Annotated in this window: 11 protein-coding genes; 9 read left to right on the top strand and 2 right to left on the bottom strand. The window is 75.2% G+C overall.

Features of this window, described 5'->3' with window-relative positions; translation table 11 throughout:
- The first annotated feature begins 323 nt into the window (after window positions 1-323).
- From IE249_RS23200 to IE249_RS23185, 3 genes are all read left to right on the top strand, one after another.
- Window positions 324-2,108 (top strand): N-acetylglutaminylglutamine amidotransferase, encoded by a 1,785-nt coding sequence (locus tag IE249_RS23200; RefSeq protein ID WP_189707469.1) that lies wholly within the window; start codon window positions 324-326, stop codon window positions 2,106-2,108.
- A gap of 461 nt (window positions 2,109-2,569) precedes the next feature.
- Entirely contained in the window at window positions 2,570-5,128 is a 2,559-nt protein-coding gene (locus IE249_RS38255) for an alpha/beta fold hydrolase (protein WP_373304431.1), read from the top strand.
- A 76-nt stretch (window positions 5,129-5,204) separates the two neighbouring features.
- On the top strand, window positions 5,205-5,657 hold the full coding sequence (locus tag IE249_RS23185; protein WP_373304430.1) for a hypothetical protein: 453 nt from the start codon (window positions 5,205-5,207) through the stop codon (window positions 5,655-5,657).
- Between the two features lie 73 nt (window positions 5,658-5,730).
- Here IE249_RS23185 and IE249_RS23180 read toward each other — a convergent pair whose 3' ends face one another.
- Complete coding sequence (locus IE249_RS23180) at window positions 5,731-6,138, bottom strand: four-helix bundle copper-binding protein (RefSeq protein WP_189707468.1); 408 nt, start codon at window positions 6,136-6,138, stop codon at window positions 5,731-5,733.
- A gap of 252 nt (window positions 6,139-6,390) precedes the next feature.
- Between IE249_RS23180 and IE249_RS23175 the strand changes: the two genes are divergently transcribed.
- The 6 genes from IE249_RS23175 to nrfD all read left to right on the top strand — a co-directional run bounded on the left by IE249_RS23175 (window position 6,391) and on the right by nrfD (window position 13,586).
- Window positions 6,391-7,548, top strand: coding sequence for an acyl-CoA dehydrogenase family protein (locus tag IE249_RS23175; RefSeq protein ID WP_189707466.1), 1,158 nt, complete (start codon window positions 6,391-6,393; stop codon window positions 7,546-7,548).
- Window positions 7,545-8,399 carry a phosphate/phosphite/phosphonate ABC transporter substrate-binding protein gene (locus tag IE249_RS23170; protein ID WP_189707464.1) on the top strand — a complete coding sequence of 285 codons (855 nt, stop codon included), beginning with the start codon at window positions 7,545-7,547 and terminating at the stop codon, window positions 8,397-8,399. Before IE249_RS23175 ends, IE249_RS23170 begins: the two co-directional genes overlap by 4 nt.
- Window positions 8,396-9,709: a ferritin-like domain-containing protein gene (locus tag IE249_RS23165; protein ID WP_229859081.1), complete on the top strand. Its 1,314-nt coding sequence runs from the start codon at window positions 8,396-8,398 to the stop codon at window positions 9,707-9,709. The genes IE249_RS23170 and IE249_RS23165 overlap by 4 nt, the downstream gene beginning before the upstream one ends.
- Before the next feature lie 196 nt (window positions 9,710-9,905).
- The gene (gene qcrB / locus IE249_RS23160) at window positions 9,906-11,492 is read left to right on the top strand and encodes a cytochrome bc1 complex cytochrome b subunit (protein ID WP_189707462.1); all 1,587 of its coding nucleotides are present in this window, start codon (window positions 9,906-9,908) and stop codon (window positions 11,490-11,492) included.
- A gap of 25 nt (window positions 11,493-11,517) precedes the next feature.
- Window positions 11,518-12,570, top strand: coding sequence for a 4Fe-4S dicluster domain-containing protein (locus IE249_RS23155; protein WP_229859079.1), 1,053 nt, complete (start codon window positions 11,518-11,520; stop codon window positions 12,568-12,570).
- Window positions 12,567-13,586, top strand: coding sequence for an NrfD/PsrC family molybdoenzyme membrane anchor subunit (gene nrfD, locus IE249_RS23150; protein WP_189707460.1), 1,020 nt, complete (start codon window positions 12,567-12,569; stop codon window positions 13,584-13,586). The genes IE249_RS23155 and nrfD overlap by 4 nt, the downstream gene beginning before the upstream one ends.
- Before the next feature lie 7 nt (window positions 13,587-13,593).
- Here nrfD and IE249_RS38250 read toward each other — a convergent pair.
- Window positions 13,594-13,908, bottom strand: a 315-nt coding sequence (locus IE249_RS38250; protein ID WP_506367330.1) for an HAD family hydrolase, incomplete at its 5' end; no start/stop codon positions are given.

The following is a 13,908-nucleotide window of genomic DNA, read 5'->3' as shown; positions in this document are numbered from 1 at the left end:
GACCCGCGGCGCGCCCGCCCCGAGCACCGCTGGACGCGCACGGGCCGCGGGCGCCCGTCACCGCGCGCGTTCACTGGTCGAGGGCACCGGCGCCTGAGCCGCGCCGGCCGGTCCGGCCGCCAAGGGCCGGGCATCCGATTCCAACCCAGGAGCCGACACCCCATGTCCCACGTCACCGACACCTCCACAGCCACGGTCCCCACGACCGCCGGCCCGGCCGCCACCACGCCCGCCACCACATGTGCCTCCGGGCTCGTGACCGGCGCCCCCGGCCGCGGACTGCCGCCCGGTGCACCGGTCCCCGGGGAAGGGAGGTCCGCCTGATGTGCGGGCTGAGCGGCGAGGTCCGCTTCGACGGCCGGCTGCCGGACCTGGCCGCCGTGGAGCGCATGACCGACCGGCTGGCGCCCCGGGGGCCGGACGGCCGCGGGCTGTGGTCACAGGGCTGCGTCGCCCTGGGCCACCGCCGGCTGAAGATCATCGATCTGTCGGAGAGCGGCGCGCAGCCGATGGCGGACCCCCGGGCGCGACTGGCCGGCGTCTTCAACGGTTGCGTCTACAACTACCGTGAGCTGCAACGTGAGTTGACCGGTCTCGGTCACCGTTTCTTCTCCCACTCCGACACGGAGGTGGTGCTCGCGGCGTACCGGGAGTGGGGCACCGCATGTGTCGAGCGCTTCCACGGCATGTTCGCCTTCGTCATCGTCGAGCAGGACACCGGGCGGGTGGTACTGGCCCGCGACCGGCTCGGCATCAAGCCGCTGTACCTCGCCGAGACCCCCGGCCGGCTCCGGTTCGCCTCCTCGCTGCCCGCGCTGCTGGCGGCCGGCGGCGTGGACACCTCCATCGACCCGGTGGCACTGCACCACTACCTCAGCTGGCACGCCACGGTGCCCGCGCCCCGCACCGTCCTCAACGGCGTGCGCAAGCTCCCGCCGGCCACCGTGCGGGTGGTCGATCCGGACGGCACGCACCACGACCACCGCTACTGGCAGCCGGAGTACACCCGGCGGCCCGAGTACGCCGGTCTGTCGGCGGAGGACTGGACGGACGCGGTGCTGGACGCCCTGCGCACGGCGGTGCGGCGGCGGATGGTGGCCGACGTGCCGGTGGGCGTGCTGCTGTCGGGCGGCCTGGACTCCAGCCTCATCGTCGCGCTGCTGGCCGACGAGGGGCAGAGCGACCTCGCCACCTTCAGCGTGGGCTTCGAGTCGGAGGGCGGTGAGGAGGGCGACGAGTTCCACTACTCGGATCTGGTGGCGCGGCACTTCGGCACCGAGCACCACCAACTGCTCGTGCCCTCCGACCGGGTCTCGCGGGCGCTGGACGGGGCCGTGGAGGCCATGAGCGAGCCGATGATCAGCCACGACGTGGTCGCCTTCCACCTGCTGTCGGAGCAGGTGGCCAAGGAGGTCAAGGTGGTGCAGAGCGGCCAGGGCGCGGACGAGGTGTTCGCGGGCTACCACTGGTACCCGGACATGGCCCGCGTGCCCCGGCCGCAGGCCGCCGACGCGTACGCGGAGACGTACTTCGACCGCCCGCACGCCGACCTGGCTCGCATGCTGGAGCCCGACGTGCTGCCCGCGCGGGACGTCTCCGGCGACTTCGTGCGCGATCACATGGCGGTGCCGGGCGCCGAGACGGCGCTCGACGCGGACCTGCGGCTCGACACGCACGTGATGATGATCGACGACCCGGTCAAGCGGGTCGACAACATGACGATGGACTGGGGTCTGGAGGCCCGGGTGCCCTTCCTCGACCACCAGCTGGTCGAGCTGGCCGCCGCGTGCCCTCCGGAGCTCAAGCTCGCGGACGGCGGCAAGGGCGTACTGAAGGCGGCGGGCCGCAAGGTGCTGCCGCGCGAGGTCGTGGACCGGCCCAAGGGCTACTTCCCCGTCCCTGCGATCAAGCACATGGCCGGGCCGGTGCTGCAACGGGTCCGCGAGGCCCTGTCCGCCCCGGAGGCCCGGGCCCGCGGCATCTTCCGCCGCACCTACGTCGACGAGCTGCTGGCGGCGCCCGACGCGCACCGCACCAAGCGTGGGGCGAACGCCTTGTGGCAGGTTGCATTGCTGGAGACATGGCTGCAGACGCACGAGATCACCTGACCGGCGACCGCACGTCCGACGACACGGGCGCGACCCGCGAGCCCCGTCCCGGGCCCGGGGATGCGCCCCGGGCCGGCACGGGCCGGGCCCGGCGGGCCCGGCCCGAGGACGGCACCGCGCCCACCCGGGCGGAAACGGCCACAGCCGACCGGAGTACGGCCGGCATGGGCGCTGCCGGCGCGGGCACGGCCGGCCCGAGCGCGGTCGGGACGGGGGCGTGTGTGCCCCGGGACGGTTCCGACGGGCCCGCTCAAGGGCCCGTCGGAACCCGTGCCGGCACCTCCCCCACGGACACGATGGCAGTAGCCGGCGCGGCTTCGGCAGACTCTGCCGGAGCCCCCGGCCCCGCCCCGGCGGACGCCGCCGATGTCACCGGCCCCGCCCCGGCCAACCCCGGCGGCACGCCCGGAGTCGCTGCGGCCGAGGACGACGGCGGCGGGCGCGGGTTCGGTGTGACCGGCGTGACCGGCGCAGCCGGGCTTCAGGGCTTCGCGCGCCCGGCGTACGGTCCGCCCTCGGACGGTGCGGCCGGTGCCCTCGCGGCGGCGGCCGCGCCGGGCGCGGCGGGCCGGGCGGAGGACCTGGCGGGGCGGGTTCGGCCGTTGCCGGGGCGGGGCGCCGTGGACCGGGTGCGCGGGATACGGGCCACGGAACTCCCCGGCGGCGAGGGCCCGGTGACCGCGCAGCCGGCGCCGGAGCCGGTGTGGCTGCCGGACACCGCCGTCCCCCTGGAGGCGGTGCCCCGGCTGATCACCTCCCACGGCTGCTGGTACCCCTCGGCCGATCCCGGCGGCCGCAACGCCGCCTTCATCTGCGACCGGGCCGGCGTACCCCAGCTGTGGGCGGGGCCGGTCGACGGCGCCACGGTCCACCTGCTGGACTCCGAGCCCCATCCGGTCACCGAGGTCGCCTGGTCCCCGGACGGCCGCTGGATCGCTTACACCACCGCACCGGGCGGCGGGGAGCACACGCGGGTGCTGTGCGTGCGGCCCGACGGCACCGGCCGCCGGATCCTGGCGGGCGGCGAGCCGGGCAGTTCCGCGCACCTCGGCTGCTGGACGCGCGACGGTACGGGCCTGGCCGTGACCGTCGCCGAGGCCCCCGTGACGGCCGTCCCGCAGCCGCCGGCCGCCACGGAGCCCGGGGCCGTGGGCGGCCGTACCGACGACGGCGGCCCGCCGTTCGCCGGCTCCGCCGCCTCGCCCGCCGGGGCCTTCGCGCCTCACCCGGAGGGGTGGACCCACCGGGACGGGCGCGCGACCCTGCTGGGCGTACCGCTCCGGGCGGTTCCGCCCGCCCCCGGCCCGGTCACCGGCGGCTCCCGCACCACGGGCGGCGCCGAGCCCTCGCCCAGGACTCTGTCGGCGTACCTCGTCGACCCCGACGGCTCGGCCGCCCCCGTGCTGCTGGCGAGCGAGCGGGAGGCCGCCACCCTGCGCGTGTGCGACCTGAGCCGGGACGGCCGGCTGGCGCTGCTGCGCCGGGGACCGCGAGGACGCCGTGAGGCGCTCGTGGTGCGGCTGCGCGACCAGCGGGTGACCTGCTCGATGCCGGTCGCGGACGGCGACCCGTGGATCGGCGGCTTCTCCCCGGACGGCCGTACCCTGTGGCTGCGCAGCGACCACGGACGGGAGTTCGCGGCGCTGTACGCCGTCCGCCTCGGTCCGCGCGGAGCCCGGTACGGGCAGTCGGTGGCCGCCCGGCGCGCGGGCGCCGGGCTGGAGTTGCTGGCCATGGACCACAACGGCCGCGCCGCGGTGCTGGCCTGGAACATGCGCGGGGTCAGCGAACTGGAGGTGGCGACCCTCCTTCCGGCCGGACGGGCCGCGAGGGCCCCCGCCGCGCCGCACCCCGCCGACTCGTCCGCCGCCCGCCCGGAGACCAACGCCCGGCCGCCCGCGGCCGCGGAACCCAGCGTCCCGGCCCCATCCACCCCGGAACCCACCGTCCCGGCCCCATCCACCCCGGAGCCCACCGCCACAGCCCCCGCCGACCCCGAGCCGACCGCCCCGGAATCCCCCACCCTGAACTCCGCCGGCCCCGCCGTCGTCGCCTCCCGTGCCGTGCCGTTGCCGCACGAGGTGGTGACCAGGGTGGCCGCCACCGCGGACGCCGACGCGCCGGTGGTGGCGCTGTCCGGGTCGCAACGCCGCCCCGGCGTGTGGTGGCTCCCCCAGGGCGCCGCACTGCGCACCCCCTGGTCCTCGCGCGACGAGGACGTGGCGCCCGGCAGCCACCCTCCGGTGCGCCCGGTGCCGCTGCGTCCCACCGCCCGCGACGGACTCGCCCTCGGCGGCTGGTACTACCGTGCGCCGGGCCGCTCCCCGGGGGCGCCCGCGCCCTGTGTCGTCCACCTGCACGGCGGCCCCGAGGAACAGGAGCGGCCGGTGTTCGAGCCGCTGTTCCACGAGTTGCTCGGCCGGGGGCTGGACGTGTTCGCCCCGGATGTGCGCGGCTCCTCCGGGTACGGCCGTTCCTTCGTCGACGCCGACCTGGGCCGGGGCCGGTTCGCCGCCATCGACGACGTGGCGGACTGCGTGGCCCACGCGGTCCTCCAGGGCCTGGCCGACCCGCGCAGGCTGGCCGTGATGGGCCACTCCTACGGCGGCTACCTGACCCTGGCGAGCCTCGTCTGGCACCCGGACCTGTTCCGCACCGGCGTCGCGGTCTGCGGCATGTCGGACTTCGCGACGTTCTTCGCGGGCACCGAGCCCTGGATCGCGCAGTCGGCCGCACACAAGTACGGGCACCCGGAGCGCGACCGGGAACTGCTGCGCGAGCTCTCTCCGATGAGCCGGATCGACGAGTTGCGCGTGCCCGTGCTGGCCGTGCACGGCGAGCACGACACCAACGTGCCGCCGGGCGAGTCGGAGCAGTTCGTGCGGGCGGCCCGGGAGCGCGGGGTGGAGGCGGCCATGCTGGTGCTGCGGGACGAGGGCCACTACTTCCGCCGCGCGGACAACCGCCGCACCTTCCGCCGGGCCGCCGCCGACTGGGTCCAGCGTCACCTGGGCGGTTGAGGGTCCGGGCGCGTTTCGGCGGGGCCCGGCACGGCAACTCCTAAGTCCCGACCGCCGCACGCTCCGGGAGGCCTCGATGTGGAAGCGCAGGAAGCGTGACGACAACCCAGGGCGCGTGAGGCACACCGGGCGCTCCACTCGCTCCACGCACGCCAGGCGCGCGCGGCCCGTCGAGCCGCTGCCGCTGGAGCTGTGCGACCTGTGCGCGGTGACCTTCCCCCGGGAGGAGGCGGTGTGCGGCTACGTCCCCGACTCCTCCTCGGTCCACCGCACCAACGAGTGGTTCGACGGGCTGCGGCTCATCACCGCCTGCTGCGAGGAGCACTTCGCCGTCGTACGGGACCGCTACCGCGGCCGCCCCTTCGTGCAGGAGGAACTCTGGGCCGCGAAGATCGACCGCGCCCTGACCTCGGGCACCGCGGTGCTCACCCTCACCCAGCTCGGCTGCCGCACCGGGCTGCACGAGCCGGAGATCCGGCGCGCCATCGCCTGGCACAACGAGCATCTGCACCAGGACCTGTGGCCCTGAGCCGGTCCTTCGGGGCCCATCACGGCGAGCACGGTGGGCACGGCGTTCAGTCCCGGCACCGTGGCCAGGACCGTCAGCCCAGCTTGGTGAGCAGGTCCCGGCAGGCGCGCTCGCAGCGGCGGCAGGCCTCGGCGCACACCGCGCAGTGCTCGTGCGTCCCGGCGTGCCGGTCGCACTCGGCGGCACACGCGGCGCAGGCTGCGGCGCAGGCCGCCAGCACGTCCCGGGTCACGTCGGCTCCGTAGCCGGTGTGCCGGGACAGGATGCGGGCGGTGGCGTCGCAGATGTCGGCGCAGTCGAGATCCGTACGGATGCATCTGCGCAGCTCGGTGACCATGTCCTCGGCCAGGCAGGCGTCGGCGCAGGCCGTGCAGGCCTGGACGCAGTCCAGGCACCGGTCGATGCACTCGGCCAGCGCCCGGCGCTCCGCCGCGCCGAGATCGCCGGGGTGGGCGTCGAGCATTTCCGCGGTCACGGTCATCGGCTGCTCCTGCTTCTCGGTCGTTCTCCCGGGTCGTTCGGGGCGTCTGCGGGAGTTTCCTGCCGTACGGTCCCGAAACCGCGCCCTGCGCCGGACCACCCGCATGGCCGTCGGGCCGGATCCGGCGCCCTCGGGCCGATCATCACTCTTTTGGCCCGCACGGCGCGCGCTCCCTCGGACATCGCGGCGCGACTGATTGGCTGCACCGCGTGTAACCGGACCCCCCGATCCAGTGACGAGGTGCGCCCTGCCATGACCGCATCCACCGAGGTCCCGCCGCCCGCGGCGGGCGAGCGTTTCGAAGCGGTGCTGCGCGAGACCGTCGGACCGCTCGCCGACGAGGTCGACCGCACCGGACGGTTCCCCCGGGACGGCGTGCGGGCGCTGGCCGGAGCCGGCGTGCTCGGGCTGCTCGGCGCGCCGGAGCACGGCGGCCCGGGCGGGAGTCTGCGGCAGGCGGCCGGGGTCGTCGAACGGCTGGCCGGGGTGTGCGGTTCCACGGCCATGGTGGTGCTGATGCACTACGCGGCCGCGACGGTGATCGACCGTCACGGGCCGGGCGAGGTGCGCCGGGCGATCGTCGAGGGCCGCCATCTGAGCACCCTCGCCTTCTCCGAGAAGGGCTCGCGCAGCCACTTCTGGGCGCCCGCCGGCACGGCGGTCCGGGAGCAGGACGGCACGGTGTGCCTGGACGCGGAGAAGTCGTGGATCACGTCCGCCGGTGAGGCCGACAGCTATGTGTGGTCCAGCAGGCCGGTGGCCGCGGACGGCGTGATGACGCTGTGGCTGGTGCCCGCGGACAGCGCGGGTCTGCACGTGCGCGGCGACTACGACGGCTTCGGCCTCCGCGGCAACGCCTCGAGCCCCGTCACCGGCAAAGCCGTCTCGGTCCCCGCGAATGCGATGCTGGGCGCGGACGGGGAGGGCCTGGACACGGCCCTCGGCCTGGTGCTGCCCTGCTTCCTCGTGCTGAGCGCGGCCTTCTCGCTCGGGGTGACCGAGGCCCTGCTGGATCTGGCCGCGTCGCATCTGGGTGGCTCCCGCCTGGAGCACCTGGACCGCACTCTCGCCCAACAGCCGCTGCCGCGCCAGGAGTTCGCCAGGCTGCGGCTGCGCGCGGACGCCGTACGGTCGTTCCTGGACGACACGCTGACCGCGCTCGAGGCGTCGCGTCCCGAGGCCCGGTTGCGGGTCCTCCAGGTCAAGGCGCTGGCCGCGGAGACGGCGGCCGAGGTGGCGGACGGCGCGATGCGGCTGTGCGGCGGGTCGGCCTTCCGCCGGGACCTCGGTGTGGAGCGGCGGTTCCGGGACGCGCTCGCGGCCCGGGTGATGGCCCCGACGACCGAGGCGCTGCACGACTTCTGCGGGCGGGCCGCGCTCGGCCTGCCGCTGTTCGAGGAGGCCTCATGAGCGGCGTCGTCCTGGGCGCGGTCGCCTACGACCCGAAGGTGGTCACCATCTGGTCCGGGTTCCGGGCCTGGCTGCGCCGCCAGGATCTGCCGCTCGACTTCGTGCTCTACGCCCACTACGAGCGGCAGGCCGAGGACCTCGTGGCCGGCCGGATCGACACGGCCTGGCACTCCCCGCTGGCCTGGCTGCGCACCGGGCGGCTGGCGCGGGCGGCGGGCGTGCGGGTGCGGCCGCTGGTCATGCGGGACACCGACCGGGACCTGAGCTCGGTGGTGGTCGTCCGGCAGGACGGGGCGATCCGTGCCGCCGCCGACCTGAAGGGGGAGGCCGTAGCCGTGGGCGCGGTCGACTCGCCGCAGGCCACCCTGCTGCCGCTGCACCATCTGCGCGGGCTCGGGCTGGAACCCGGCACGGATTTCGAGGTGCGGCGCCACGACACCGGGGTGGGGCTGCACGGCGACCACATCGGCGGTGAGCGGGACGCGGCCCGCGCCCTGATGGCCGGGGAGGTGGCGGCGGCCTGCATGATCGACGGCAACCATCTGCTGTTCGGCCAGGAGGGCACCCTGCCGCCGGGCACCACCCGCCTGCTGACCCGTACCGCCCCCTACGACCACTGCGTGCTCGCGGCGGGCCCGTCGCTCGACCCGGAACTCGGCGAACGCCTCACGGCCCTGCTGCTGTCCATGTCCGCCGCCGATCCGGAGGTGCGTCACCTCATGGACCTGGAGGGCCTCACCCAGTGGCTCCCGGGCCGGGACAGCGGATACGGGGCTCTGGCGGCGGCGGTGGAGGAGACGGGCTTCTACGACGCCGACGGGCGCGTCACGGCCGCCGACTACCGTCCGTGACCGGTGCCGACGCGTCCACCGGCCCGTCCACCGGCTCACCCGCCGACCCGTCCACCAGCCCGTCCACCGGCCCCCTCACGGAGCCGCCCGGCGGACCGTGCCCCGACGGGGCCCCGGTCCCACGAGTCGACCTCGCGCATCTCGGCTTCGACCAGGGCGCGCACCTGCTGCTGCGACGGGCGCTGCGCCGGGTGCCGGTCGGTGCGCGCGTGGCCGTGGCGGGCACCGACCCGGCGTTGGCCGCGCACCTCACCGCCTGGTGCCGCCGCGAGGGCCACACCGTCGCGCCCGCGCCGGCCGCCGACGCGCCCGTGCGGGCCCACGTGGTGCGCGGCGCCGGGGAGACCGACCGGCTGCGCGGCTCGGAGCGGGCCGGGAGCGCCCTGCCGGGCCAGGTGTCCGAGCGGGCGCCGCTGCACTGGGGGCTCGCGGCGCGCGGGGCGCTGGTGGAGGCGGGCGGCCCCGAGCTGCCCTTCACCGTCGCCGACCGCGACACGGCGTGGACGGAGCTCGCGCCGCGGCTGTACCGCCAGGCGGCCGCGGCCCAGTGGGACCCGGCGACCGCGATCCCGTGGGACACGCCGTTCGAGCTGCACGGGGAGGTGGAGTCGGCGGTCGTGCAGGTCATGACGTATCTGGTGGAGAACGAGCAGGCGGCCCTGGTGGTGCCGGGGAGGCTGCTGGTCCAGGTGCACCCGCACTTCCGTGAGGTGCTGCAGCTGCTCGCCGTGCAGGCCGCCGACGAGGCCCGGCACGTCGAGGTCTTCACCCGGCGGGCGCTGCTGCGCGGCGGCACGATGGGCACGTCGTCGGCGGGCGGCCGGGCGTCGCTGGCGACCCTGCTGACCGAGCCGGACTTCTCCATCGCCTCCTTCCTGCTGTCGGTGCTCGGTGAGGGCAGCTTCCTCAACCTCCTCACCTTCCTCGACCGGCACGCGCCGGACCCGGTCACGCGCCGGATCAGCCGTCTGGTGCGGCAGGACGAAGCCCGGCACGTCGCCTTCGGAGTGGGCCATCTGGAGCATCGCGCCGGGGTCGATCCCCGGCTGCGCGGCCGGCTGCGGGCCGCCGTGGAGCGGCGGCACGACGTCCTCGCCGACACCGCGGGCCTGAACCGGGACGTGTTCGACGCGCTGGTCCTGCTGGCCGCCGGTTCCTGGGAGCCGGCCGCGATCGCCCGTGGCTGGCGGGCTGTGCAACGCCTCCAGGCCGAGATGGACGAGGGCCGTCGGCACCGGCTGTCCCGGCTGGGCTTCCCCGACGACGAGGCCGCCGCCCTCTCGGCGCTGCACACCCGCAACTTCATGTGACGGGCTCCGGGCCCCGCCGGGCCGGGGTCCGGACCCCCTCGGGGGGCGGTTTCGGGCGAGCGCGGTCCGGGCACCCGTGCCAGGCTCGAAGAGGAGCACCTGGGGTGCGGCGGCCGGCGCGGCGGGAGAAGGGCGGTACGGCGTGGCGGGATCTCGCAGACGCGCTTCGCACGACCCGCCGTCCCGGGGTGAGCGGGTGGCGAGCGCACTCGACAAGCGGCTTCCGCTGGGTCTGGCGGGCAAGAAGTTCCTGCGCAAGGCGTTCCCGGACCACTGGTCGTTCCTGCTCGGCGAGATCGCCCTCTACAGCCTGCTCGTCCTGGTGCTGACGGGCACCTTCCTGAGCTTCTTCTTCCACCCGGACATGACCGAGCGGCCCTACACCGGCTCCTACGCGCCGCTGCGCGGGGTGCCGGCGTCGGAGGCGTTCGCGTCCGTGCTGCACATCTCCTTCGACATCCGCGGCGGTCTGCTGCTGCGTCAGATGCACCACTGGGCCGCGCTGGTGTTCATCGCGGCGATCGGCGTGCACCTGATGCGGATCTTCCTCACCGGCGCCTTCCGGCGGCCGCGCGAGGTCAACTGGACCATCGGCGTGACCCTGTTCGGACTGGCGCTGCTGGAGGGCTTCTGCGGCTACTCGCTCCCCGACGACCTGCTCTCCGGAACGGGGCTGCGCACGGCGCAGGGCATCATGCTGTCCATCCCGGTGGTGGGCACCTACTTCCAGTTCTTCGTCTTCGGCGGCCAGTTCCCCGGGCACGAGATCATTCCGCGCCTGTACGTCTTCCACATCCTGATCCTGCCGGGGCTGCTGCTCGCCCTCGTCGGCGTGCACCTGGCCTTCGTCGTCTACCACAAGCACACGCAGTGGGCGAAGCCCAGCCACACCAACCAGAACGTGATCGGCAAACCGCTCGTCCCGCAGTACACGACCAAGTCGGTGGGCCTGTTCTTCGTCCTGACGGGCGTACTGGCGCTCATGAGCGCGCTGATGCAGATCAACCCGGTCTGGGACTTCGGCCCGTACCGCGCCGACCAGGTGTCCATCGACGCGCAGCCCGACTGGTACGTAGGCTTCCTGGAGGGCGCGCTGCGGCTGATGCCGGCGGCCGAGACGAACGTGGCGGGGCACACCTTCGTGTGGGACGTGTTCCTGCCGGGCGTGGTCCTGCCCACGGCCCTGTTCCTGATTCTGTACGCCTATCCGTTCTTCGAGCGCTGGGTGACCGGTCCCGCGCCCGAACAGCACCTGTGCGACCGGCCGCGCAACCAGCCCACGCGCACCGCGCTCGGTGTCGCGGCCCTCTCGGCCTACGCCGTGCTGCTGCTGGCGGGCGGCCAGGACGTGCTGTCGTACGTGTTCCACGTGCCGTTCGAACTGCTGACGTACACCCTGCGGGCGGCGCTGTTCGTGGTGCCGTTCGTGGTCTACCACACGACCAAGCGGGCCTGCCTGGGTCTGCAGGCGGCCGACCGCCGACGGCTGCTGGAGGGCCGGAACACCGCGAAGGTGCGACGCGCCGACGGCGGCGGGTACGTGCGGGAACGCACCCTGCTGTCCGCGGAGGAGGCCTACCGCATCCTCGTCCGCGACGAGCCGCGCCCCCGTGTGCACGGCACGGAGGCATGGCGGTTCTGGCACCGGCACCGCGTCCGCAACGCGCTGAGCCGCTGGTACTTCGCCAAGCGCGTGGAACTGCCGACCACCGAGTGGCAGCGGGAGCGGATCGAGGTGGCCCGCGCCGGTCCGGCACAGGCGGAGGACAGCGGTGAGAGCTGAGCGAGGCTGAGCGAGGAGGACCAGCATGACCGAGGCCAACCCCACCGGGGTGCACGAGAGCGGCGGCGACCCGCCGCCCCCGTCCGGGAACCTGCTGTACGGGCCGCAGCCCAATGTGGCGGGGGCCGCCGGGTACACCGACGTCCCGCCCCGCATGGGCTTCTTCACCGACACCTCGGTGTGCATCGGCTGCAAGGCCTGCGAAGTGGCGTGCAAGGAGTGGAACTCGGTGCCGGAGGACGGCCTGGAGCTCACCGGCATGTCGTACGACAACACGCAGGGACTCGGCGCGGACACCTGGCGGCACGTCGCCTTCATCGAGCAGCGCAAGCCGCTGGGCGGCCAGGAACCGGGGGTCGGCCACGAGGGCTTCGACGTGTTCGAGGCCGCCCGCGCCCTCGGCACCTCGCCCTCCTTCCCCGGCCCCGGCGCCACCGTGCCCTCCCCCGAGGCGGCGCCCGCGGGCGCCCCGGCCGGGGAGATCTCCCCGGTGTCGCCCGACGGGCGCACCGAGCTGCGCTGGCTGATGGCCTCCGACGTGTGCAAGCACTGCACGCACGCCGCCTGCCTCGACGTGTGTCCCACGGGCGCGCTGTTCCGCACCGAGTTCGGCACGGTGGTGGTCCAGGAGGACGTGTGCAACGGGTGCGGCTACTGCGTGCCCGCCTGTCCGTACGGGGTGATCGACCAGCGCAAGGAGGACGGCCGGGTCTGGAAGTGCACGCTGTGCTACGACCGTCTCGGCGTCGGCATGGAGCCGGCCTGCGCCAAGGCGTGCCCGACCGACTCCATCCAGTTCGGTCCGCTGGAGGAGCTGCGGGAGCGGGCCGCCGCCCGGGTGGCCCAGCTGCACGCGGCCGGGGTCGCCGACGCCCGGCTGTACGGCGAGAGCCCCGAGGACGGGGTCGGCGGCGACGGCGCGTTCTTCCTGCTCCTCGACGAGCCGGAGGTGTACGGGCTGCCGCCGGACCCGCAGGTCACCACCCGCGACCTGCCCGCGATGTGGAAGCACGCGGCGATGGCCGCCGTCTCGCTCGCCGCGCTCGGCGTGGCCAGTTTCGTCAGGAGGCCGCGATGAGCGGATCGGACGTCACCCGCGAGGGTGTGCAGGGGGCGCGGCCGGGGCGCGACGCGTCGACGGGGGCGCGGGCCGGGCGGCGCCGGCGGCGACGCGGCCGCGGCGAGCAGCCGATGGTCCCGGACGCCCAGTTCTCCTCGTACTACGGCAAGCCGGTGCTCAACAAGCCGACCTGGGAGCCCCTCGACATCGCGGGCTACCTCTACCTCGGCGGGCTGGCCGGGGCCTCCTCGCTGCTGGCGGCCGGCGCGCACGCCACCGGGCGGCCGGACCTGGCGCGGGTGGCGAAGCTGGGCGCGGCGGGCGCCATCACCGCGTCGCTGGCCGCGCTCGTGCACGACCTGGGGCGGCCGGCCCGCTTCATCAACATGCTGCGGGTGTTCAAGCCGACCTCGCCGATGAACATGGGCTCCTGGCTGCTGGCCGGGTACGCCCCGCTGACGATGGCCGCGGCTGCCTCGGACGTCGCGGGCCGCTACCGGCTCGTGGGCGCGGGCGCCACCGCGGCCGCCGCCGCACTCGGCCCGGCGGTCGCCACCTACACCGCCGTGCTGCTCTCCGACACGGCGGTGCCGTCCTGGCACGAGGGCTACCGGGAACTGCCGTTCGTCTTCGCCGGGTCCGGGGCCAGTGCGGCGGCCGGGCTCGCCCTGGCGGGCGTGCCGGCGGCGCAGGCGGGTCCGGCGCGGCGCATGGCGGTGCTGGGCGCGGCGCTGGAGACGGTCCTGTTCCAGGTGATGAAGCGCCGGATGGGCATGCTCGCGGAGCCGTTCGAGCAGGGCAGGCCGCACAAGCTGCTGCGGGCCGCCGAGGTGCTCACGGCGGGCGGCGCCGCGCTGGCGGCGCTGACCGGCCGGCGCCGTGACCGGGGTCTGGCCGTGGCCGCCGGGGTGGCCCTGATGTCGGGCTCCGCCGCGCTCCGGTTCGGCATCTTCCACGCCGGGGTGGACTCGGCCGAGGACCCCAAGTACACGGTCGTGCCCCAGCGGGAACGCCTGGAGGCGCGCACCGGCTGACTCCCGGTCAGCTCCCCGGCCGGCCCGTCCGCGGGGTGAGGCGGTGCGCGACGTCCGTCAGGGTCTCCGCCTCGACGTCGGCCGGGTGGAGCGCCGAGGGGTACGGGACCGGCTCGCGGCGCAGCCACGCGGTGCGCAGGCCCGCGCGGGCCGCGCCGTCGACGTCCCACGGGTGCACGGCGACGAGCATCGCGGAACCGGCCGGCACACCGGCCGTCCGCAGGGCGTGCGCGTAGGCGGCGGGGTGCGGTTTCCAGCGGCCGCCCGCGCCCTCGACGTCGAGGTGCGCCTCGAAGAGGTCCGCGAGCCCCGCGCGGTCCAG

The sequence above is a fragment of the Streptomyces anandii JCM 4720 genome (assembly GCF_014650655.1).
Lineage (GTDB): Bacteria > Actinomycetota > Actinomycetes > Streptomycetales > Streptomycetaceae > Streptomyces > Streptomyces anandii.
This window is presented reverse-complemented; position numbering and strand designations above follow the sequence as displayed.

Bases quoted from the DNA above. Each gene is read 5' to 3' on its own strand.
- IE249_RS23200 (WP_189707469.1), top strand. From the start codon at position 324: ATGTGCGGGCTGAGCGGCGAGGTCCGCTTCGACGGCCGGCTGCCGGAC.
- IE249_RS23185 (WP_373304430.1), top strand. From the start codon at position 5,205: ATGTGGAAGCGCAGGAAGCGTGACGACAACCCAGGGCGCGTGAGGCAC.
- IE249_RS23180 (WP_189707468.1), bottom strand. From the start codon at position 6,138: ATGACCGTGACCGCGGAAATGCTCGACGCCCACCCCGGCGATCTCGGC.
- IE249_RS23175 (WP_189707466.1), top strand. From the start codon at position 6,391: ATGACCGCATCCACCGAGGTCCCGCCGCCCGCGGCGGGCGAGCGTTTC.
- IE249_RS23170 (WP_189707464.1), top strand. From the start codon at position 7,545: ATGAGCGGCGTCGTCCTGGGCGCGGTCGCCTACGACCCGAAGGTGGTC.
- IE249_RS23155 (WP_229859079.1), top strand. From the start codon at position 11,518: ATGACCGAGGCCAACCCCACCGGGGTGCACGAGAGCGGCGGCGACCCG.
- nrfD (WP_189707460.1), top strand. From the start codon at position 12,567: ATGAGCGGATCGGACGTCACCCGCGAGGGTGTGCAGGGGGCGCGGCCG.